Origin of the sequence: Cryobacterium fucosi, assembly GCF_004403515.1 — a bacterium.
Classification (GTDB): Bacteria; Actinomycetota; Actinomycetes; order Actinomycetales; family Microbacteriaceae; genus Cryobacterium; species Cryobacterium fucosi.
This window is the reverse complement of the sequence record NZ_SOHH01000095.1, coordinates 80,674-101,399: the sequence shown is the minus strand read 5'-3', so window position 1 is coordinate 101,399 and position 20,726 is coordinate 80,674. Positions and strand designations below refer to the sequence as shown.

The 20,726-nt window shown below is 69.4% G+C and carries 23 protein-coding genes; 5 read left to right on the top strand and 18 right to left on the bottom strand.

What is annotated here, in order from left to right; all coding sequences use genetic code 11:
- From E3T48_RS14135 to E3T48_RS14085, 11 genes are all read right to left on the bottom strand, one after another.
- The coding region (locus E3T48_RS14135; RefSeq protein ID WP_420898381.1) for a hypothetical protein at positions 1 to 995 on the bottom strand (995 nt) is incomplete at its 3' end.
- The gene (locus E3T48_RS14130; RefSeq protein WP_134524666.1) at positions 992 to 1,657 is read right to left on the bottom strand and encodes a C40 family peptidase; all 666 of its coding nucleotides are present in this window, start codon (positions 1,655 to 1,657) and stop codon (positions 992 to 994) included. The genes E3T48_RS14130 and E3T48_RS14135, both read right to left, overlap by 4 nt.
- Complete coding sequence (locus E3T48_RS14125) at positions 1,654 to 2,088, bottom strand: hypothetical protein (protein ID WP_134524665.1); 435 nt, start codon at positions 2,086 to 2,088, stop codon at positions 1,654 to 1,656. Before E3T48_RS14125 ends, E3T48_RS14130 begins: the two co-directional genes overlap by 4 nt.
- A complete protein-coding gene (locus tag E3T48_RS14120) occupies positions 2,088 to 3,413 on the bottom strand; it encodes a FliI/YscN family ATPase (RefSeq protein ID WP_134524664.1) in 1,326 nt (441 codons plus the stop codon). The genes E3T48_RS14125 and E3T48_RS14120 overlap by 1 nt, the downstream gene beginning before the upstream one ends.
- Positions 3,410 to 4,018 carry a FliH/SctL family protein gene (locus tag E3T48_RS14115; protein WP_166789750.1) on the bottom strand — a complete coding sequence of 203 codons (609 nt, stop codon included), beginning with the start codon at positions 4,016 to 4,018 and terminating at the stop codon, positions 3,410 to 3,412. The genes E3T48_RS14120 and E3T48_RS14115 overlap by 4 nt, the downstream gene beginning before the upstream one ends.
- The gene (gene fliG / locus E3T48_RS14110) at positions 4,008 to 5,027 is read right to left on the bottom strand and encodes a flagellar motor switch protein FliG (RefSeq protein WP_174844177.1); all 1,020 of its coding nucleotides are present in this window, start codon (positions 5,025 to 5,027) and stop codon (positions 4,008 to 4,010) included. Before fliG ends, E3T48_RS14115 begins: the two co-directional genes overlap by 11 nt.
- Entirely contained in the window at positions 5,024 to 6,664 is a 1,641-nt protein-coding gene (gene fliF, locus E3T48_RS14105; RefSeq protein ID WP_134524662.1) for a flagellar basal-body MS-ring/collar protein FliF, read from the bottom strand. The genes fliG and fliF overlap by 4 nt, the downstream gene beginning before the upstream one ends.
- The gene (fliE, locus tag E3T48_RS14100; protein WP_174844176.1) at positions 6,664 to 6,978 is read right to left on the bottom strand and encodes a flagellar hook-basal body complex protein FliE; all 315 of its coding nucleotides are present in this window, start codon (positions 6,976 to 6,978) and stop codon (positions 6,664 to 6,666) included. The genes fliF and fliE overlap by 1 nt, the downstream gene beginning before the upstream one ends.
- Positions 6,978 to 7,370, bottom strand: coding sequence for a flagellar basal body rod protein FlgC (locus tag E3T48_RS14095; protein ID WP_134524660.1), 393 nt, complete (start codon positions 7,368 to 7,370; stop codon positions 6,978 to 6,980). The genes fliE and E3T48_RS14095 overlap by 1 nt, the downstream gene beginning before the upstream one ends.
- A gap of 13 nt (positions 7,371 to 7,383) precedes the next feature.
- Positions 7,384 to 7,725, bottom strand: a complete 342-nt coding sequence (locus E3T48_RS14090; RefSeq protein WP_134524659.1) for a flagellar basal body rod protein FlgB — start codon at positions 7,723 to 7,725, stop codon at positions 7,384 to 7,386.
- Between the two features lie 899 nt (positions 7,726 to 8,624).
- On the bottom strand, positions 8,625 to 9,746 hold the full coding sequence (locus tag E3T48_RS14085) for a DUF222 domain-containing protein (protein WP_166789749.1): 1,122 nt from the start codon (positions 9,744 to 9,746) through the stop codon (positions 8,625 to 8,627).
- 382 nt (positions 9,747 to 10,128) lie between these two features.
- On the opposite strand from E3T48_RS14085, the gene E3T48_RS16840 reads away from it, so the two are divergent.
- The gene (locus tag E3T48_RS16840) at positions 10,129 to 10,278 is read left to right on the top strand and encodes a hypothetical protein (RefSeq protein WP_166789748.1); all 150 of its coding nucleotides are present in this window, start codon (positions 10,129 to 10,131) and stop codon (positions 10,276 to 10,278) included.
- Here E3T48_RS16840 and E3T48_RS14080 read toward each other — a convergent pair.
- The 5 genes from E3T48_RS14080 to E3T48_RS14060 form a co-directional block, all read right to left on the bottom strand.
- Complete coding sequence (locus E3T48_RS14080) at positions 10,257 to 10,583, bottom strand: hypothetical protein (RefSeq protein WP_134524657.1); 327 nt, start codon at positions 10,581 to 10,583, stop codon at positions 10,257 to 10,259. The two genes, E3T48_RS16840 and E3T48_RS14080, sit on opposite strands and share 22 nt — an antisense overlap.
- Entirely contained in the window at positions 10,576 to 11,022 is a 447-nt protein-coding gene (gene fliS / locus E3T48_RS14075; RefSeq protein WP_338145244.1) for a flagellar export chaperone FliS, read from the bottom strand. The genes E3T48_RS14080 and fliS overlap by 8 nt, the downstream gene beginning before the upstream one ends.
- Complete coding sequence (fliD, locus tag E3T48_RS14070) at positions 11,019 to 12,404, bottom strand: flagellar filament capping protein FliD (RefSeq protein WP_134524656.1); 1,386 nt, start codon at positions 12,402 to 12,404, stop codon at positions 11,019 to 11,021. The genes fliS and fliD overlap by 4 nt, the downstream gene beginning before the upstream one ends.
- Positions 12,405 to 12,575: 171 nt before the next feature.
- Entirely contained in the window at positions 12,576 to 13,724 is a 1,149-nt protein-coding gene (locus E3T48_RS14065) for a flagellin N-terminal helical domain-containing protein (RefSeq protein ID WP_134524655.1), read from the bottom strand.
- A 111-nt stretch (positions 13,725 to 13,835) separates the two neighbouring features.
- Positions 13,836 to 14,648, bottom strand: a complete 813-nt coding sequence (locus E3T48_RS14060; RefSeq protein ID WP_134524654.1) for a sigma-70 family RNA polymerase sigma factor — start codon at positions 14,646 to 14,648, stop codon at positions 13,836 to 13,838.
- 432 nt (positions 14,649 to 15,080) lie between these two features.
- On the opposite strand from E3T48_RS14060, the gene E3T48_RS14055 reads away from it, so the two are divergent.
- Genes E3T48_RS14055 through E3T48_RS14040 form a run of 4 tightly spaced genes read left to right on the top strand, consistent with a single transcriptional unit; the run spans position 15,081 to position 18,369 of the window.
- A complete protein-coding gene (locus E3T48_RS14055) occupies positions 15,081 to 15,566 on the top strand; it encodes a flagellar protein FlgN (protein WP_134524653.1) in 486 nt (161 codons plus the stop codon).
- Positions 15,563 to 17,032 (top strand): flagellar hook-associated protein FlgK, encoded by a 1,470-nt coding sequence (flgK, locus tag E3T48_RS14050; RefSeq protein WP_134524652.1) that lies wholly within the window; start codon positions 15,563 to 15,565, stop codon positions 17,030 to 17,032. The genes E3T48_RS14055 and flgK overlap by 4 nt, the downstream gene beginning before the upstream one ends.
- Positions 17,033 to 17,035: 3 nt before the next feature.
- Positions 17,036 to 17,959, top strand: coding sequence for a flagellar hook-associated protein FlgL (gene flgL, locus E3T48_RS14045; protein ID WP_134524651.1), 924 nt, complete (start codon positions 17,036 to 17,038; stop codon positions 17,957 to 17,959).
- Positions 17,956 to 18,369, top strand: a complete 414-nt coding sequence (locus E3T48_RS14040) for a flagellar assembly protein FliW (RefSeq protein WP_241986830.1) — start codon at positions 17,956 to 17,958, stop codon at positions 18,367 to 18,369. The genes flgL and E3T48_RS14040 overlap by 4 nt, the downstream gene beginning before the upstream one ends.
- 149 nt (positions 18,370 to 18,518) lie before the next feature.
- Here E3T48_RS14040 and sufU read toward each other — a convergent pair whose 3' ends face one another.
- Both sufU and E3T48_RS14030 read right to left on the bottom strand, forming a co-directional pair.
- On the bottom strand, positions 18,519 to 19,034 hold the full coding sequence (gene sufU, locus E3T48_RS14035) for a Fe-S cluster assembly sulfur transfer protein SufU (protein ID WP_134524650.1): 516 nt from the start codon (positions 19,032 to 19,034) through the stop codon (positions 18,519 to 18,521).
- A complete protein-coding gene (locus E3T48_RS14030; RefSeq protein WP_134524649.1) occupies positions 19,031 to 20,347 on the bottom strand; it encodes a SufS family cysteine desulfurase in 1,317 nt (438 codons plus the stop codon). Before E3T48_RS14030 ends, sufU begins: the two co-directional genes overlap by 4 nt.
- Positions 20,348 to 20,726: the final 379 nt, after the last annotated feature.

The window sequence follows — 20,726 nt, the reverse complement described above, 5'->3', positions numbered from 1 at the left end:
ACGGGTGTCGCCGTCGGCGTCGCGGTGAGGACTGCGCCGGCCGGAGCCGGCACGGTTGCGGGAGCAGCAGCGGCCTCGTGGGCCGGAGCCGCGGCTTCGGTGCGGGCGGTGGCGCCGGCCAGTGCCGCACCGAACGCGCCTGACATGGCAGCGGGCTCGAGCCCGGCAGGGGCCGTGGCACCCGTGGCCGTGCCGGTCGTGGCCGTTGCGCCGTTCGGAGTAGCGGTTCCGGTCGGCGTTCCGGTTCCCGTTGCCGTTGCCTGTGCCGCAATTCCAACGAGGGCCGCGGTCGCTTCGACGGTGCGGGGCGCGCCCGAACCCGCGGGAGCGTGGGCGTCCTGCGTTTCGTCCGATTTCGCTGTTGAGGCGGGCGGCGGCGGTTCGGCGGCGGTTCGGAGGACCGGATTGGCGACGGCGACGGCGGCCCCGGCGGCTGAAGCCGTGGCTGCGGCAGCAGCTGCGCTCGTGCCGACATCGATGACGGGAGTCATGGTCGGAGCGCCTGCGACCCCGGCATTGTCCGATCCGGTGTCATCCACAGGAGTGTCATCCGAAGTGGCGTCTGCGGGGCGTGCCCCGACGGGCAGGACAAGGTCAGCCGCGATGGCAGTCGCCGGCATGGCCGGGAGGACCGTTGCCGGGACGAAAAGGGTCGAGTCGGGAGTATCCGAAGACTCGGGGGAACCGGCCTCGTCGGACGGGGCGTCGGTGTCGGACGGCGCCGGAACCGAGGTCGTCGGCGGCAGGGCCGCCTGTCCGAGGAGGTCGGCCGTCCCATCGCCGGTTGGAGCTGCCACCGAGGCGGAATCGGCGGCCGGCTCGTGGCGGGCGGCTCGGCTCGTCGCCACGCCGCGGGCGTCGAGCGTGCCCTGCATGATCGACGCGAACGCGCCGGCGCCCCCGCGTGCTCCGGCACCGGAGGGGCTGCCGGCCTGGCCGCGGGATGGAGTGGGAGCGGGCGCCGGAACGGCCGGTCGGAGAAATGCCGAATTCACTGGGAACCGCCCTTCAGCAGGGAGGCGAAGGCGGCGTTGACGAGGTCGGTCGTGCCGGCGCTGCTCCTGGTCGAGCCTGCCGCGGCGGCCGGGGCATCCGGAATGACGCGGCGGATCGTGGTGATCTCGGAGTCGTCCATGTAGGCCTCGACCTTGCTGACAGTGCGGCCCTCGTAGGGCGCGTGGATGACCTTGTGGTCGCCGGCGTAGATGAGGATGTGGTCGCCGCCGCCGGTGACGATGAGGTCGCCCGGTTTGGCCTCGGCCAGCGAGGCAACCTCGGTGCCGATCTTCATCTGGCCGGAGACGAGACGCGGCACCGTGATGCCCATGTCCGCGTAAACCCTCTGCACGAGTCCGGAGCAGTCCATGCCGCTCCGGTCTTCGCCGCCGAAGACGTAGGGAACGCCGAGGTATTTCTCAGCGGCCTTCACCACGTCCGCGCCGGTCGCACTGCCGGGGTTCGCGGCGACCGTGCCGGTCGCTGCGGTGGCGCTTGTTGAGGCGCCAGCGGCGGAGGCCAGGACATCCGCGAACGTGCTCGAGGACGCGTTGCCGGCGGCGGTCGTCGCCGCCGACTTGGCGGTGGCGTCCACGGTCGAGAGCTGCTCCAGCGTGGCGCGGATGTCGCTGACCCGGCTCAGCATCGCGACCATAGTCATCGGAGCGGTCCGTTGCCGTTGCGGTGCCAGGAGGTGGAGGCGATCTCGTCGAGGATGGTCTGCTCGGCGTGCAGGTCTTCGGCGGCGACCGTCTGGCCGTGCCGGCCCTCGAGTTTTTCGAGGGTCACCGACTCCGCGCGGGTGGCGTCGTAGGCGGCCTGCGCCTCACCGACGGCCGTCTGGTGGTTGCGGCCGAGGGCATCCATCTCGGCGAGCATGCTGCGGGTCGACGCGCGGGCCGCGGCGACCGCGTAGAGCGTTTCGGCTCCGGTGACACTGCTCGGCAGCACCTCGAGGGTGGCGCGGGCCTGCGCCCGGCGCAGGGTGTTCGCCCGGGCGATGGCGTTCGCGGCGGCAAGATCGCCGGCGGCCTGGTCCTGCTGAAGGTGCCGCAGTCGAAGCAGTCCGGCGAGTGCGAATGTACGAGCCATCAGAGGCCTCCGAGCTGTCGGGTGAGGGTGGCCAGCTGGTCCCAGGCGAAGGCCGCCGGGGTCTGGTCGTTCATGCGCTGCTGGAGGAACGCGTTGATCGCGCCCTCGTGGGCCACGGCGGCGTCGACCAGCGGGTTCGTGCCGGTGCGGTAGGCGCCCACGTCGAGCAGGTCCTGGGCGTTGCGGCGGGCGGCGAGCACCTTGCGGAGAACGCCTGCGATCTCGTTCTGGTGCGGGCTGTTGACCCGTGACGCAACCCGGGAGATGGAGGCGAGGGCGTCGACGGAGGGGAAATGGCCGAGCACCGCGAGCTTGCGGTCGAGCACGACGTGCCCGTCGAGGATCGACCTGGCGGCATCCGCGATCGGCTCGTTGTGGTCGTCGCCGTCGACGAGCACCGTGTAGACGCCGGTGATCGAGCCGGTCTCGTCGGTGCCGGCGCGCTCGAGCAGCCGGGCGAGGAGGGAGAAGGTCGAGGGCGGGTAGCCCCGGGTGGCCGGCGGTTCGCCGACCGACAGGCCGATCTCGCGCTGGGCCATGGCCACGCGGGTGAGCGAGTCCATCATCAGCATGACGTCGGCGCCCTGGTCGCGGAACGACTCGGCGATGCGGGTGGCGACGAAGGCCGCACGCAGGCGCATCATGGCCGGTTCGTCGGAGGTGGAGACCACGACGATCGAACGAGCGAGGCCTTCCGGGCCGAGGTCGTCCTCGAGGAACTCGCGCACCTCGCGGCCACGCTCCCCCACCAGGGCGATGACGGAGACCTCGGCGTCGGTGCCGCGGGCGATCATGGAGAGCAGCGACGACTTGCCGACGCCCGAGCCGGCGAACAGGCCCATCCGCTGGCCCTTGCCCACGGTGGTGAGGGTGTCGAGCACGCGCACGCCGAGCTGGAGCGGGGTGACGATGCGGGAGCGCGCCATGGCGGAGGGGCTGTCGTGGTCGAGGGAGACCCGGCTGGCGACGACGAGCGGTCCCTTGCCGTCGATGGGGCGGCCGAGTCCGTCGATGACGCGGCCGAAGAGGCCGGTGCCGGTCGGCACGAAGTCAGGAGCGCCGTCCGACCGGGCCGGGGCGCCGACGCGGATGCCGGTCATCCGGCCCAGCGGCATGCAGCGGATGCCCTCACGGGTCGTTGCGATAACCTCCGCGTCGACCTCGCCGTGCTCGCCGATGGTGATCAGGTCGCCGATGGCGGAGTTGAGGCCGCGCACCTCGAGGCCGAGGCCGACGATCGAGGAGACGACGCCGACGCGCTGCGGCCGGGCGGCGGCCAGTGCCGAGCCGAGCTTGGCGGCGTGCGGCTGCCAGGTGAGGGTCATGAGGCACCGCCCTGGAGGACGGCCTTCGCGCGGGCGAGGGCGGTGCCGATTCGGGCGTCGAGGAATCCGTCGGGGAATTCGGTGATCGCGTCACCGCGGGCGAGGGAGGGGTCGGCGGCGAACTCGACGCCGGCCTGGGCCCGGGTGGACTCGTCGAGCACCGCCAGGTCGTCGGGGTTCATCCGCACCGAATGCGGCTGGACGGCGGTGGTGTGGTTGAGGGCACGGCCGAGGGCGAACCGCGCCGACTTCTCGGCGTCGTCGAGTTCGTGGCCGATGATGGCTTCGGCCAGGTCGAGGGCCGTCGTGACGAGGGTGTTCTCCGCGTCGCGCAGCACCGGGATGGTGCGCTCGTCGAGGGCCACGGCGGCCGCCCCGAGCATGGCGACGGCGTGGTCCACGCGCGCCTGGCCGTGGCGCACGGCGGCGGCGTGCTCGGCGTCGAGCCGGGCGGCCCTGGCGTCGATCTCGTCCGCGGCGGCCCGGAGCCCTGCGGCATAGCCTGCGGCATGGCCGCGGGCACGGGACTGCTCGTGGCCGAGGTCGCGGTTGACGTCCCGGAGGGTGGGGAACGAGAGGGTGGAGAATCCGGCGTCAGACGACATAGTCATCCTCGTCCGCTCGTTGCACGGTGATGCTGCCCTGCGCGGCGAGGTCACGGATGGCACGCACGATCGCGGCGCGGGCCTCCTCGACCTGCGACACCCGCACGGGCGCCATGGCCTTGACCTCGTCGTCGAGGATCTCGCGGTTGCGTTCGGACAGGTTGGTGCGGATGGTCTCGATGACGCCCTCGGTGGAGCCCTTCATCGCGACGGCGAGAACGGCCGCGTCGATGCCGCGGAGAACCTGCTGCACGTCGCGGTTCTCGAGCTTGACGATGTCGGCGAAGGTCAGCATCCGGGACCGGACCTCTTCGGCCAGGATCGGGTCGCTCGCGTCAAGGGCCTCGAGCAGCGCGCGCTCTGTGGCGACGTCGGCGCGGTTGATGATATCGACGAGCGGCTGGATGCCGCCGACGACCTCGTTGGTGTCCCGCGACGAGGAGATGGCGCCGACCCGGCCCTTGAGCGTGTCGGTGACCACCTTGATCGCCTCGGGAGTGGCCGTGCCCATCGTGGCGATGCACTGGGCGACCTCGACGGGCAGGGAGCCGTCGAGGCCGGCGAGCACCGCAGAGGCGTGCTCCGGGCGCAGGTGTGCGAGCACGAGGGCGATGGTCTGCGGCAGTTCGCCGTCGAGAAGGGTGAGCACCTGGAGCGGCTCGGCCGTGTCGAGGAACTCGAAGGCCTTGCCGGCCATCGACGAGGCCACCTTGCTCATCACGCCGGCGGCCTTCTCGGCGCCGAAGGAGGCCTCGAGCAGGCCGACCGCGAACGCGTGGCCGCCGCGCGGGTTGCGGGAGCCTTTCATGGTGATGTCGTGGAACTCGAGCACCGTCGTCTCGGTGACGTCGGGCTCGACGCGGCGCAGCTGCACGATCTCGGCGGCGATGTCGGCGGCCTCCGTCTCGGTGAACTGCTTCATCACCTCGGCGGCGCGCTGGCGGTCCATGTTCATCAGAACGACGGCGACCTTCTGCGTTCCCGTGAGGGGAACCTTCACCTCGATCATGCGGGCTGCCGGTCATCCATCAGGCCGCGGAGGAACTCGGCGGTGCGTGCCGGGTCGCGCTGGGCGAGAGAGTCGATCTCGACCCGCATCCGGTCGGCTTCGCCGGAGGCGGCCGTGCCACCGCCGACGCCGCTCATGCCGCTCACGCCGTAGGCGACCGTGGGTGTCGGGTCGATCATGATCGGGCTGTTCTGGGCGGTGATTCCGAACGGGACGTTCGCCGCGGCGAGCACCGGGCGGGCCTCGACCAGCTCGTCGATCTCGATCGCTTCCCGGCTCTGCCGGCGCGAGCGACGGGCGTAGAGGATGAGGCCGAGCACGAAGGTGATGACGATGCCGGCGGTGATGATGCCGATGCGCAGGATCTCCGAGAAACGGTCGGCCGCTGCCGAGGCGTCGGCCGCTTTGAGGGCGGTGGCGGCATCCGTGGCGCCGGAGGCGTTGAAGCTGACGACCTCGACGGTGACGGCGTCGCCGCGCTTGGCGTCGATTCCGGCGGCGGAGGAGACCAGGGAGGTGACGTCGGCGACGTTGAGATTGCCGACGGCGTCGGCGTTCACCGCGACGGAGACGGTCTGACGGTTGATCTGGCCGGCCGGGATGGTGCGGGTCTCGGTGACCTTGTTGACGGCGTTGTTCTTGGTGGTGTCGGCGGAGGTGAACGACCCGTCGGTGCCTGTACCGGACGGCACGGCGATGTTGTCCGGGCCGAGAACGCCGGCCGCCGCGCCGCCGGCACCGCTGCCCGTGTAGGTCTCGGTCTTGACGGCCTCGTTGAGCGCGGGCGCATCCGTGGGGGTGGTGAAGGACTCTTCGACGCGCTGCGCCGACTGGGTGCTCATGTCGGCGGCGACGACGACTGTGGCGTTGCCCGGTCCGACGACCTTGTCGAGCATGGCCTGCACGGCACCGCGCACGCGCTGCTCGTAGTCGCCGGCCTGCTGGTCGGCGGAGCCGGTGGCGCCGACGCCGACGGCGGAGAGCACGACACCCTTGGCGTCGATGACGGCGACGTCGGTGGGCTTCATTCCGTCGATCGAGGCGCTGGTCAGGTGCACGATGGCCTGAACCTGGTCGGAATTAAGGGTGACGCCGGTCTGCGTTTCCACGAAGACGGATGCGGTGGGGTCGGTCTTCTCGGACGCGAACACGGTGTCCTTGGGGATCGCGAGACGCACGGAGGCGGTTTTGACGCCCTTCATGGCCTGGACCGTGTTGGCCAGTTCGCCTTCGAGCGCCCGTTTGTAGGTGATCGACTGCTGGAACTCGGAGGCGGTGACGCCCATCTTGTCGAGCAGCGAGTAGCCGCCGGTGCTCGAGGAGGGCAGGCCGGCCGCGGCGCTCTTGAGGCGTTCGTCGTAGACGTTCTCCTGCGGCACCATGATCGTGGCGCCGCCGTCGCTGAGTTCGTAGGGAACGTTGTCGGTGCGCAGCTGGTCGACGATGGTGTTCGCGTCGGAGCCGCTGAGGCCGGAGAACAACGGCGTGTAGGCCGGCTTGGTGGCCCACATGGTGAGGGCGGCGATGCCGAGCGCGAGCACGGCGACACCGATGATGGCGACCGTGCGCTGGGCGACGGTGAATTCGCGGATGCTGCGGCTGATGTTCTGGAAGGCCGACGTAATGGGGCGGGGCATCAGGCCTGCATCCTCATGATCTCGTTGAACGCGTCGACGCCCTTGTTGCGCACGGCGGCGACCAGTTCGAGGGTGACCTGCGCCCTGGTCGATGCGATCGTGGCGGAGTGGATGTCACTCAGGTTTCCGGTGACCGCCTGCACCGCGAGGGTGTTGGAGGTGGACTGCAGGGCCTGCAGGTTGTCGACGGCGCCGGCGAGGGCGGAGCCGAAGCCCGCGCCGTCGGTGGCCTGGGTGTTCTTGATGTTCTGGATGCCGGGCAGGTAACCGGTGCCGACCACGGACTGAACAGCGGGAATCATGCCGATGGCCATCAGCCACGTCCGATCTGAAGTGCTGCCTCGTAGCTGGTCTTGGCGCGGTCGACGACGGCGGCGTTGGCCTGGTAACCGCGCTGGGCCATGATCAGCTGACCCATCTGCTCGCCGAGGTCGATGTCGGGGCGACGGACGTAACCGGTGGCATCCGCGAGCGGGTTGCCGGGGTCGTAGGTGAGGATGCCGGTCTCTGAGCCGAGCGCCGTTCCGGAGACGTAGGCGCCGGTGACGCCCTGGCCCTCCTGGGCCACGATGTAGCGGGCCTGGAATGCCTTGCCGTTGGTGGGCGTGACCGTGTTGACGTTGGCGATGTTGTCGGCGACCGCGTCGAGCCACTTGCGGTGCAGGGTGAGGCCGGTGCCGGCGATGCCGATCGCGTCGATGCTCATGCGTGCGCACCCATCAACTGGTCCGCATCGCGGAGCGGATGGCGGTGAACGGGCTGTTGACGGCCTGGGCCGCGAACTGGTAGCGCAGCACCGTCTCGGTGTTGGAGAGGGTCTCGGTGTCAAGGTTGACGTTGTTGCCGTCGAGGCGGGTGGGCTCGAGCGAGCTCGCCGTCGTCGCGCTCGTGCGACCGTCCCCCGCTTCGACCGACCTGGCCAAGGCCGCCTCGAACGCGACGCGCTTGGCGTGGTAATTGGGGGTGTTGACGTTGGCGATGTTGTTCGCGATGGTGCGCTGGCGCAGGGCGAGTCCGTCCAGGGCGCTGGAGAGCGCGGTGGCGGTCACGGATTCAAGCACGGTTTCCCGATTCGTCGTCAAATGAAGACGGCCGATCCGTGGCCTGAGGTTGAGCCATCCCTGCTCGGTTCTAGCTATCGACCACCGCGTCAGCAAAGTAAGGGGATTCTTAGGAAGAAAATGTGCGGATGCTCACGAGCCCCTGTTTCACTGGGCTGCGTGCCTCATTCTGGGGGCCGGTGCGGATGTTCCGCTCCGGTTCGGGGACTCGGTTGGCTCCGGTGATCGAGGCTGTCAGACAGACCGGCGGTCGAGGGCGTTCCGAATTCAGGAGTACAGCCCCAGATTCAGTGCCCGGGCGGCATCCGTCGCACTGTTCCGGGCTCTGCACCTGAATTCGGCACGGTCCCCACTGACGAACCCGGCCGCCGCACTCCGCCTCACCCACCGGCGCACCACCGGCGCACCACCGGCGCACCACCCGCGCACCCAGGCCGCGCCGGTTTCCGCAAGCAGCGCCCGCGACCGCCTTAGCGGACTGCGATCACGGTAGCGGCCCCGGTCCTCGAAATTTTCGCCCCGGGTCTCGACCAGCTCGACCACCGGCGGCCCGGGTCGACGTTGCTCGCGACCATGCGGTGACCGAGCCTATCGACCTGTTGGGCCGCTTCGCGCCATTGTGATTTAGCGAATCGGCGAGCCAGATTCCTGGTAGATCGGGTTGCGCGGCAGGGTCTCGACGAGCTCGACCACCGGCCTCGCCGGGGCTGGTCGTGCCGGCCGTGCCGGTCAGAACAGGGCGGGCTCTGAGTTGGGCTCGTCGTGCGGTGCGGGTTCCGGGTCCGGTGGCGTGGTTGTGCTGGCGGGCGGTGGGGTGGTGTGGATGATGGTCGCGGGTTCGGTGGTGAAGGTGTGCCCGGTCGGTGATGTCCAGTGCAGGAACCCGTTGTCCAGGTGTGTCACCGTCCACCCGGTCTCGCTTTTGAGGCCGTGGCAGCCTTTGCAGAGATTTGCGAGGTTGTCGTGGGCGGAGAGGCCGTCGAATTGCCAGTCGAGGGAATGGTCGAGGTCGCAGTGCGCTGCCGGGTTGTTGCAGCCGGGGAATCGGCAGGTCTCATCTCGCAGCCGGAGCCACTTCTTGAGGGGTTTCGGGAGTGGTCCCGGCCGACCGAGAGCACCACCCCGGTCTCGGGATGGGTGAGCAGCCGGGTGAACCCGGCCGCACCCCCGGCCAGTCGCCTCGCCGTGTCGGGGTCGATCGGCCCGTACCCTTCGAGGTGACCGGGTTCCTCTGACTGGCCCAGCAGGGTGAGCACCGGGACGGTCACGTTCACCGTAGCCCGGATCCCGGCGCCCACACCGGCCGGGGTGACCCCGTCCAGGAGCAGATCGGCGAACACATCCGCCCGGAGCTGGGACAGGGTGCGGGACTCGGTCGCGCCTTGCAGGCTCTGCGCCGCGACGCTCACCCGGAGGTGCGCGGCGTTGACCTTCTCGGCCGTGTCATAGAGCCAGATCGACGCCATCCCATCGGCTTCGGCCTCGATCCCGACCTTCCGGTCGGCAACGGACACGGTGTGCCGGGCGAGGATCGTCTCGGGGTGGAGTCGTTCGCGGAGCACCCGGGCCTTGTACTTCAGCTTGGCCACGGTCAGGTGCCCGGCCGACCGCAACAGCGCAGCCTCGAACCCGGCCTTGGCCGCCGCGGGCACCGTCAGGGCTTGCCCGATCAGCACCTGCGCGTGCCGGTAACTGATCTGCCCGGTCTGCAGGGCCGCCCGGGTCGCGGGCAGGTCCTCGGCCAGGGCCCGGCTGGCCTCAATCAGGTTCTCCGCGGTGCGCTGCGGGAACCGCAGAGTCACGGCGAGTTCGCTGACGAACTCCCGCTCCGCGACCACGCCCGCCGGCCACCGGCCGCCCGGCACGGCCCGGCTGGCCGCGGTGGCTTCGCTGTAGCGGCGGGCCTCATCCACCAGGGTCGCCCGCCGGGCGAAGGCGGCCGCGATCTCCCGCTCGGCAGCAGCGATCGCCTCGAACCGGGAGCCGAGGCCCTCCTGCCGGGCGATGAACGATGCTGTCATACCGGTCACACTACGGGCACCCACCGACATTCCCGCACCCGAGACAACCCCCACAAACACGCCGTGGATAACCTGATCAAACCCAGAATGTGGAGGAACGGTGGAGGGGGGCTGAGGGGTGGTGGAGGGACGGCGGAGGGGTGCCTCTCAGCCGGCGGGCGGCATCCGTCGCCCGGGTCGGAGACCGCCTGGCCGCGCCCGAATCCGCAGGCCGATACCGCGCCCGGGGGCGCGGGCTGCCGTATCCGGCGCGGCCGTGGCGCAGAGCGGCGAGCGGGGAGGGCGAGCGTGCGCGGCCGGGTCTCGACGGGCTCGACCACCGACGGGCTGGGCCACCGACGCGGGTCTCGACAGGCTCGACCACCGGGGCTCGACCACGTCGGTGATCGAGCTTGTCGAGATCAGGGTTCGCGGGGGTCTCGACAGGCTCGACCACCGGGAGCTGCTCGACCACCGGGAGCTGCTCGACCACCGGGAGCTGCTCGACCACCGGACGCGCGAGACGGCGGGTCAGCCGGCTACGTCCAGGTAGACCGCGTGCTCGGTGTGCTTGGTAGAGAGGATGTTGCGCACGGCGGCGAGGTGCACGCTCGCCGAACGCCGGGCATCCTCGATCTCGCGGATCAGTTCGAGCTGGCCGGCGAGCAGGCTGCGGGCACGCTCCTCCAGATCGGGCGGCAACTGGCCGAGGTGCTCGGGGGCGCGCCATTGCACGCCGGTGGAGAACCGCTCCCCCGCCGCGGCAAGCACCGCGTCGCGCGCGCCGGAGCCGAGACTCGTCTCGAGCTGGTTGAGCACCTCCAGCCACTCGTCGTGACGGCTGGACTGCCTAGGCAATTCCAAGCTCCCCACCGAGGTGGGCGGACATCGCCTGGGCCGGTGCCAGCTCGACGGCCTCGTGCCAGGTCTGGCGCAGCGGCTCGAGCAGCGCGATGCTCTCGCGGGTGCGGTCGACGTCGCGGTGGATGTTCGCGCTCATCAGCGAGTTCGACACGTAGGTGTAGATCGCGAACAGGCCCTCGCCGCCTTCCCAGGCCGCAACATTCAGCGACGTGGACAGCTCGGAGACGATCGCCTGCGCGTGCAGCAGGTTCTCGGATGCGGCCTGCCAGTTTTCCACGACCTGCGCGGCTTCCGCGCGGTTCAGGTCGAGCAGGAGGCGATCGTAGAGCATCGTCAGCAGGCGCACCGGAGTCGCCGAGAGCACGGCCTCGCGGTTCAACTGCGCCCGGCGGGCCTGGGTTCCGCCCATCATGCTCATCACTGCCATCATCATCCGTTCGAGGTAGAGCTACTGAGCCCGGCGACCTGGGCAGACAGCCACGATGACTGTGCCTTCATTGCGCTGAGCTGGGTTTCCAGTGCGGTGTAGGTGCTTTGCAGGGTCGCCCGGCGGGTGGCCAGGTTGCGATCCCACGCTTCGATCCGGCTGCCCAGGTCCTTGACCGTGGACTGCTGACCGGTGATCCTGGCGGTGATCTGCCCGTCGTACTTGTCGGATGCCGCTGTCGCCGCCGCCGCGACGCGGGTGGCGATCTCCGTGACGGCGGCCTTCACCGTGGCCGGGTCCTTGGCGAGAGCCGCGGCGAACTTGGCCGCGTCGAACTCCATCGTGCCGGTCTTCGTGATGATGATCCCGTACTCCGACGGCGAACGGCCGTTGACGGGGGCGGATGCCGCGGTGAGAAGCTTCTGCTTCGCGTCGCGCACGGTGCTGTCGCCGGTGAACACTCCGGGCGAGAGCACGGCCGCGCCCGAGGCGTTCGTGCTGTTGACGACGACAGACTTCGTCGAGATGAGGGCGAAGACTCCGTTCAGGGAGCTGACCAGGCCGGAGGCGATCGAACCGATCTGCGCGTCGTCGCGGGCCACCTTGACGGTGACCGGGTCGACCGAGACCGCGGACACGCTGATCGCGACGCCGGGAAGCAGGTTGGCGAAGGTGTTGGTGGACGAGGTGATGGTCTGCGCGGCGGCGGTGCCCGCCCAGAGGGTGACGCTGGCGTCTGCGGCGGTGCGGATGACCGCGGCCCCGGGGGCGCTGAGCAGATTGGGCGCCGTCGCCGCCGCGACAGCGGCTTTGGTGCCCTGGTACACGTCGAAGGAGTTGGCGGCCCCTGATGCGCTTCCGGTGAACTGAAGCCGGTATTGTGCCACACCGCCGGCATTGACTCCGGAGGCGACCTTGGTGGCCGTCACGCCGGTATTGGCGGCATTGACGGCCGTGACGACATCGTCGAGCGACGTCGTGGCGGCCGTGATCTCGGTGCTGACGCCCTTGGAAACGATCGTGAGCACCGCGGGCGCGGTCGGCCACGCGGTCATCGCCGCGGACACGCCCACCTGGCTTCGGGCGAGGGCACCGACGACGATGTCGAGCTGCCCCGCGCCGGCGCCGGCCGAGACCGTCGTGGTGACGGTCGGGGAGCTGCTCGACGAGGAGTAGAGGTCGAGCGCGGCAGGCTTCGCGGCCGTGGTGGCGAGGTCGGCAAGGGCCGCGACCTGGGTGTTCAGCCCCTGCAGCGCCGCGATGAGGTTCTGGGAGGTGGAGACCTTGGCCTTGAGAAGCGCCTGCGGCACCGCCTCGACCTTCATCAGAGAGTTGATCAGGGTCGTGGTGTCAAGCCCTGAAACGAGTCCGTCGATGGCATTCGCCATGTCTTCCCCTCCTTGGTCTTGGCCGATCGTGAGTCTGGGGCGATCGTGCCGGCTGGTCGTGGTGCACACGTGAATGGCTGGTGGCGGCCGAGGGATGAGGTCCAGTTCATCTCGCGGTCACCACCAGCCATAGTTCACCGTGCGGTTTCCCGAAAGGTCAGCTACTCCGGGTTAGCGGAGGAGCGACAGCACGCCCTGTGCGGACTGGTTCGCCTGCGCGAGCATGGCGGTACCGGCCTGCGAGAGGATGCTGGAACGGGTGTACGTGACCATTTCCTCGGCCATGTCGGTGTCGCGGATACGCGAGCCGGCAGCGGTGAGGTTCTCCTTGGAGACGGCCAGGTTCTTGATGACGCTCTCGAACCGGTTCTGGTTCGCACCAAGGTCGGCGCGAGCGGTAGAAACCGCAGCGATCTGCTTGTCGAGTGTCGCAATGGATGCCGCGGCGGACGTTGCTGAGGAGAAGTCCAACGCCAAGGGGGCTGCGGCGGTCCCGATGGTACCAGCGCCGACGCTTCCCACTACTGTTCCTGTTGCTGCGATTGCCCCCGTTTTTGATGCGTCGTTGGACACGATGTCAAACCCAGTGGTGGCATTGGCGGTCACCGTGAAGTTTGAACCCGCTGCACTCTGCAGGCTTGCGAGCACTACGGCGCTCGTCGAGCCTGCGGTGAAAGTGGCAGTGAAGGATGCGCCGCCGCTCGCCTGGGTAATGGTGACATCCGTTGCGGTCGCGCTAACCGTCACGCCAGTGTTGTTCTTCGCCCCTGTGAGTGCGACACCGGCACCATCGAGGCCCTTGAGAGCATTCGCGACGGTTTTCACATTGGCGAGGTTCACCGTGATCTGGCTGCTTGCGTCGCTGTTCGCGCCGACCTGGAAGCTCAGCGCGGCCTTCGAACCGTCAAGCAGCTGGGTGCCGTTGAAGTTCGTGCCCGCGCTGATGCGGGTGAGCTCGGTGGTGAGCGCGGTCGCCTCGGTGGTGATCGCCTTGCGCGACGCGGAGTTGTTCGAGTCGTTGCCGGCCTGAACGGCGAGGTCACGAACGCGCTGCAGGATTGACTGCACCTCGTTCAAGGAACCTTCTGCGGTCTGAATGACCGAGACGGCGTCCTGGGCGTTGCGGCTGGCGACCGTGAGGCCGCCGACCTGCGACTTGAGGCCCTCGGAGATGGCCAGGCCGGCCGCGTCATCCGCTGCGCGGTTGATGCGGAGGCCGCTGGACAGCTTCTCCAGGGACTTGGACATGTCGTTCTGCGTTGCGGCCAGGTTGCGGTACGTGTTGTTGGCCGCGAGGTTGGTGTTGATCTGCATACCCATGATGTATTCCTCCGTGATTGGGTGTGGTGCGCCGACCCATCCATGGGTCGACACCTTGAGCTATCGGCCCCGGTCAGGACCGCGTTAGCCGTTCAGCGAAAAACTTTCGGGCTACGCGGACTCGGCCGCGTAGAGCGCGCCGGCCGCGGTGGCCAGCCCGAACATCGACTGGTCGGCGAGGCGGGCCAGATAGGCGCTGCGGCGGGCCGGCGCGATGCGGGACTCCGGCACGTACTCGGCCTCGGCGTCGTCGGCATAGTGGGTGCCCAGTCCGTCACGGAGCAAACGGATGGCCTCCGCGCGCTGCTGGGACACGGCCGAGTGGGTGATCCCCAGCTCGGCGGCGATCTCCTTGACCGAACGGTCGTCGAAGTAGACCTGCTGGATGATCTCGCGCATCTTCTCCGGCAGGGCGTCGATCGCCTTGCGCAGGAAGGCGAGACGCTCGGCGGAGAGGAGGGACTCTTCCGGCAGTTCGGTGCCGGAGACCAGGAACTCGGCCGTGGCGTCGTCGAGGGTGGAGAGGGTGCGCTCGGAGTCGGCCAGGCCGGCGGCTGCGGTCTCGCGGTCCACGCCGAGGGCTGCTGCGACCTCGTCGACCGAGGCTGCCCGGCCGAGGGCGGCGGCCAGGGTCTCCTGGACGGCGCGGGTTTCCTTGATCCGGCGGCGCGCCATCCGGGTGGCCCAGTCGTTGGAGCGCATCTCGTCGGCGAAGGCGCCGATGATGCGGCGGCGGGCGAAGGCTCCGAAGGGGACTCCCAGCTCGGGGTTGAACGCATCCGCGGAGGTGATCAGCGCGAGGGAACCGGCCGAGGCCAGGTCGTCGCGGGAGAGGTGGCGGGCCTTGGCCCAGACTTCGGAGACGAGGTAGCCCACGAGTGGGAGGTTCTCAATCACCAGCTGGTTGCGTTCTGCCCGATTCACAACGGACCTCCCTGGATGCTGAACGGACGGGGTGCGGATCGAGACTGGCGAGCCAGGTCGAGCGCGTTTTGCCGGGTAAGCACGGGGACTTCATCGAACGGTTGTGCGGGGTTTCGGGCCCCTGACGGGAGTTTTTGCCCGCTGGTTAAAACGTATGGGGGCGGCACGCGGCAGATCCGGAGCAGCACCCCCCACTATGGGGAAAGAGACCCCCAGTCCGGGGCGAATGACCCCGAAAGGAGGGACATCCGTTGAGCCGGTCCGCGGATTGTGTCCTCCCTTTAGTGGACAAGCGCGGCGCCCGACTGGCAGTCTGTTTCCAGCTCGTCGCTAACCGTGGACGGCACCGTGCCGATAGTGCCTCTCAGAAGCCGGAGTCCACGCGTTCAATGGTGTTACCCGGCAGAGAAACGAGAGGCAGGTGGAGGACCCGTGGGCGCCAATGAATTGTCAGCGTTGCTGTGGCGCGAACGAGAACTCCTCGAACTGCTGATCTTCAAGCTCGACGAGGAACAGCTTCTCCTTGCCAACGGCAAGACTCGCTGGCTCCAGCAGGCCACCCGCGAGGTCGAACAGGTTCTCGGCCACGTGCGCGAGGCCGGCCTGGCCCGCTCCGTCGAGGTGTCCGCCCTGGCCGCCGAATGGGGCACCGCCGAAGACGCCACCCTGCGCGAACTCGTCGCCCACGCCCCGGTCGGGCCCTGGACCGAGATCATGGCCTCGCACTTCGCGGCGCTCGGCGAGCTGACCATCCAGATCAAGGAACTGCGCGACGCCAACGAGCAGCTGCTGCGGGCCGCCGTGCGCTCCAGCCAGGAAACGCTCGCCGACGTGCGCACGAACACGAACACCTACGACTCCCGCGGCACGTCCGACGTGCGCACCGCCGCCTCCCGACTCTTCGACCAGATCCTGTGAGCACCTTCGGCGGGCTGAACACCGCGTACACCGGCCTGATCGCCGCCCGGAAGGGCCTCGAGGTCGTCGGCCAGAACATCGCCAACGCCAACACGCAGGGCTACACCCGGCAGCGCATCACGACGTCTTCGGTCGATGCGATCAGCCGCGTCGGCCTGATGAGCGCCGGAGTGCAGGCCGGCCAAGGCGTCAACGTCGACGGCGTCGCCCGCCTCGGCAGTGCCCAGCTGGATGCCCGGGTGCGCTCCTCCGCGGCCGTCGCCGGATACTCCGCCGTGCGTTCCAACGCTCTCATCGCCGTCGAAGGTTCGATGAACGAGCCGGGCAAGAACGGGCTCTCCGCCCAGCTCGACGAGTTCTGGGCCGGCTGGCACGACGTGGCCAACGCCGCGGGCGACGCCGCCCCCGCCGGGGTGCTCCTCGGCCAGGCCGCCGTGCTCACCACCCAGATCGCCCAGGGCTACCAGTCCGCCGTCAACCAGTGGTCGACCACCCGCAACAGCGTCGACGGCATGGTCACCGAAATCAACAATGCCGCGGAACAGGTCGCCGCGCTCAACGTGCAGATCCGCAATGCACAGACCGCCGGCGGCGGCGCAAACGAATTGCTCGACAAGCGCAACTCCCTCACCACGACCCTCGCCGCCCTCACCGGCGGCACGGTCGTCGACCGCGGCGACGGCACCGTCGACGTGCTGGTAGGCGGCAACGCACTGGTCACCGGCGACTCGGCCCAGAAGCTCGTCGCGATCGGCGCGAAGTCGATGACCGAAGCCGGGTCAGCCCCTCACGTCGAATGGGCCGGGAAGCCTTCCGCCGGACCGGTCGCCGTCGACGGCGGCGAACTGGCCGGTGCGATCTCCCTGCTCGCCCCCGCCGTGACATCCGGTGCCGGCGCGGGAACCGGCGGCGCCCTGGCCGAAACCGCCGAGTCGTACAACCGGTTCGCCACGAACCTGGCCACCAAGGTCAACACCATCTATGCCAAGGGCACGAACTCGAGCCTGCCGGGTGGGGACTTCTTCCTGGTCACGGTCGGCGTCCCCGCGGCAACCGGGCTGAGCGTTCTTCCGAAAACCGCCGCCGAACTCTCGACTGGCCTCGCCGTGAACGGCGCCCTCGACGGTTCCATCGCCGACGAGCTCGCCCAGCTCGGCGCGGGCAGGGCCGTCGCATCCGCTGGTCCGCCTCCCGCCTTCGTGCAGTCGCCCTCGACCGACTGGTCGAACTTCGTCACGAGCTTCGCCGTGACCACCCGCACCGAACTGCAGCACGCGTCGCTTGCCGACCTCACCTCGACCGCCGCCGTCGGCGCGCAGCTGTCGAATGCCTCGGTGGACCTGGACGAGGAGAACGTCAACCTGCTCATGTTCCAGCACGCCTACCAGGGTGCCGCGCGGGTCATGACGGCCGTGGACGAGATGCTCGACACCCTGATCAACCGCACCGGACTGGTAGGAAGGTAAGCCATGGTCTCCCGCGTCACCACCCAGACCCAGATGCGCTCGGCGCAGAGCAATCTGCAGACCAACCTCGCCCGGATGGCCCAACTGCAGGAGCGGGCATCCTCGCTCAGGGCCATCGAGCGGCCCTCCGACGACCCGGCCAAGGCGGCGGACTCCCTGGCCGTGCGCACCGACCAGCGTGCCGTCGCCCAGTACAGCCGCAACGCCGAGAACGGCAACAGATGGCTGACCACCGCCGACACCGCCCTCGCCAGCACCACCGACATCCTGAATCAGGTGCGCGATCTCACCGTGCAGGGCGCCAACGACGGCTCCCTCTCGCAGACCGCGAAGGAAGCGATCGCCGTGCGTCTCGACGGCCTCAAGCAGGACCTGCTCAGCCAGGCGAACTCCTCCTATCTCGGCCGCACCGTGTTCGCAGGCAACTCGGATGCCGGCGTCGCCTTCACCGTGGACCCCGTCACCAAGCTGGCGTCCTTCACTGGCGCCCCGGGCTCCACCGTCGGACGCCGGATCGACGCGGACACGACCATCAAGGTCGACGTCGATGGCAGCGAGGTCTTCGACCTGAACGCGACGAACGCGACCTCGGTGTTCACGCTCATCGACGACATCAGCGCCGCCCTGCGCGGCACGCCCAGCATGCCGCCGAGCAACATCGGCCACTTCCTCGCCAACGTGGACGCACGGATGAAGACCGTGCTCACCGCCCAGGCGGACGTCGGCGTGCGTCAGGGCCAGATCCAGAAGGCCGGGGACACCCTCGTGAAGCAGAAGGGCGCCCTCGAGGCGCAGCGCTCCTCGATCGAGGACGTCGACCTCGGCCAGGCGATCCTCGACCTCAAGCTCCAGGAAGTCGTCTACCAGTCGGCCCTCGCGGTGACTGCCAAGGTCCTCCAGCCGACCCTGATGGACTTCCTCAGATGATCATGCAGCAAGCGAGAACGGCAACGATGAACGCCACCCTGACCTTCGTGTCCCCTCCTCCCGGGCTCGCTCCGCTGACCGAGTTCGCGCTGATCGAGATTCCCGGCGCGGCCGGACTCTTCACGCTGCAGTCCGCCACCGACCAGCGCACCCGCCTGTTCGTGCTGGATGCCTCGGTCTACCTTCCCGACTACTCCCCCGTGATCAGCGACGACCAGGCCGGCTCGCTCGAGCTGTCCGACCCGGCCGACGCGCTCGTGCTCGTGGTGACCAACCCGGGCGAGAGCGGCACCACCGTGAACCTGATGGCGCCGATCGTGGTCAACTCGCTCACCGGCCGCTGCGCTCAGATCATCCTCGACGGCCAGGACTGGCCGCTCCGCGCCGAGCTGGGGGCTCGTTCGGCGTAGTTTGTTGGCGGGGTCTCGACAAGCTCGACCACCGGTACGGATGGGGTCTCGACAGGCTCGACCACCGGTGGTCGAGCGCCCCGGTGGTCGAGCTTGTCGAGACCAGGTCACCCGAGTCGAGCTCGACGGGCTCGACTACCGACCCGACCTCACTCGGCGACGGGCAGCACTGCGGCCTCGAAGGCCACCCAGGCGAGCATCGCGCACTTGACCCTGGCCGGGTAACGGGAGACCCCGGAGAAGGCGGCGGCGTCGCCGAGGACCTCCTCGTCGGGTTCGATCGTGCCGCGGGAGCGCAGCATCTCCCGGTAGAGATCGAGCATGGCCCTGGCCTCGCCGACGGTGACGCCACCCACGGTGTCGTGCAGCACGGATGCCGAAGCCAAGGAGATGGAGCATCCGTCGCCACGCCACGCGAACGTCTCGATCACGGCCTCATCGCCCGCGCCGCGCACGCCCACCCGCACGGTGACCTCGTCGCCGCAGGTGGTGTTCACCTGGTGCGATTCGCCCACCCGGAGGCCGTCGGGAGCCGGGTCGACCGACGCAGCGGCCGACAGACGCGTCGGGAGCGGCGGCAACGCCTCGGCCGAGGCGCCGTGCCTGGCCTTCGCGTGGTCGAGGATGATCTGCTGGTAGAGCTGCTGCATGGCGGTGCTGGTCATGAACGGACTCCGAAGAACGGCGCAACCTCGCGCAGGGTTGCCAGGAACTGATCCACCTCGTCGGTGGTCGTGTAGAGGTAGGTGCTGGCGCGGGTGGACGCGGTGACGCCGAGGCGCCGGTGCAGGGGCTGGGCGCAGTGGTGACCGACCCTCACCGCGATTCCGGCCTCGTCGAGGTACTGGCCCACGTCGTGCGCGTGCACGCCGGCCAGGTCGAAGCTTGCCAGGCCGATCCGTTCCGCGCCGAGGCCCGGCCCGAGCACGCGCACACCGGGGATGTCGCTGAGCCCGGCGAGGAGGCGGTGGCCGAGCTGCGCCTCCCGGGCCTCGATCCGGGCCATACCGGTCTCGGTCAGGTAGTCAACCGCGGCGGCCAGGGCGATCGCCTGCGAGATGCGCTGGGTACCGGCCTCGAACCGCTGCGGCGGGGCGAGGAACTCGGCCGTGTGCATGTCGACGGTCGTGATCATCGAGCCGCCGGTGAGGAACGGCGGCAGGTCGGCGAGCAGTTCGGCCTTGGCGTAGAGCACGCCGATTCCGGTCGGGCCGAGCATCTTGTGGCCGGAGAAGACGGCGAAGTCCACGTCGAGCGCGGCGACGTCGACGGGCAGGTGCGGCACGGACTGGCAGGCGTCCAGCAGCACCAGCGCGCCGACCGCTCGGGCCAGGGCGACGAGCTCGGCGACGGGGTTGATCGTGCCGACGACGTTGGAGGCGTGGGTGAAGGCGAGCAGGCGGGTGCGGGTGCCGACCACGGTGCCGGCGGCGGCCAGATCGAGGGTGCCGTCATCCTGTACCGGGATGAACCGCAGGGTCGCGCCCGTGCGCAGCGCGAGCTGCTGCCACGGGATCAGGTTGGCGTGGTGCTCCATCTCGGTGACGACGATCTCGTCGCCCGCGCCGAGCCGGAAACGCTTCGCCGCCTCGCCGCCGAGCCCGAGCGACGCGTTGGAGAGGGAGTAGGCCACCAGGTTGACCGCCTCGGTGGCGTTCGACGTCCACACGATCTCGTCGGTCCGGGCACCGATGAAGGCGGCAACCGTGGCGCGGGCGGCCTCGAATGCCTCGGTGGCGGCGAAGGCGAGGGTGTGCGCCCCGCGGTGCACGGCGGCGTTCCGCTGCTCGTAGAACTCCTGCTCCGCCTCCATCACGCTTACCGGGTTCTGCGAGGTGGCACCCGAGTCCAGGTAGTTCAGCGGATGCCCGTTCACCCGGGTTTCCAGGATGGGGAAATCGTTGCGGATTCGGGCCACCTCCTCGTCCTTCAACGGGCGCGCGGTCGCACGGGCGGACAAGGGTGCGGAAACGGTCATGCCTTAAGGGTATTCCTTCGCCCGGAGAATGCGCGCCGCGTGACGCCCGCCGCTGCCCTGCCCCCTGCTGCCTGCTGCCCCCTGCTGCCTGCCCGACTTGTGTGGCGCCGCCAAAGTGTGCCTAATTCAGGAGATTTGCCCGGATGTCCCGCACCAGCCCCCGGAATCCGGCGGGAGTCTGGCGTCCGGCATCCGTTTCTCCTGAATTAGCCACCGAGGAACGGCGCCATCAGGCCGCGAGTGAGATGCATCTGCCGCAGGCACCTGCCCGCCCTGCCCGCCCTGCCCTGCCCTTCGCGCGCGTCACGCCGCCGGAGTGTGTCTAATTCAGGAGATTTGCCCGGATGTCCCGCACCAGCGCCCGGAATCACGCGGAATC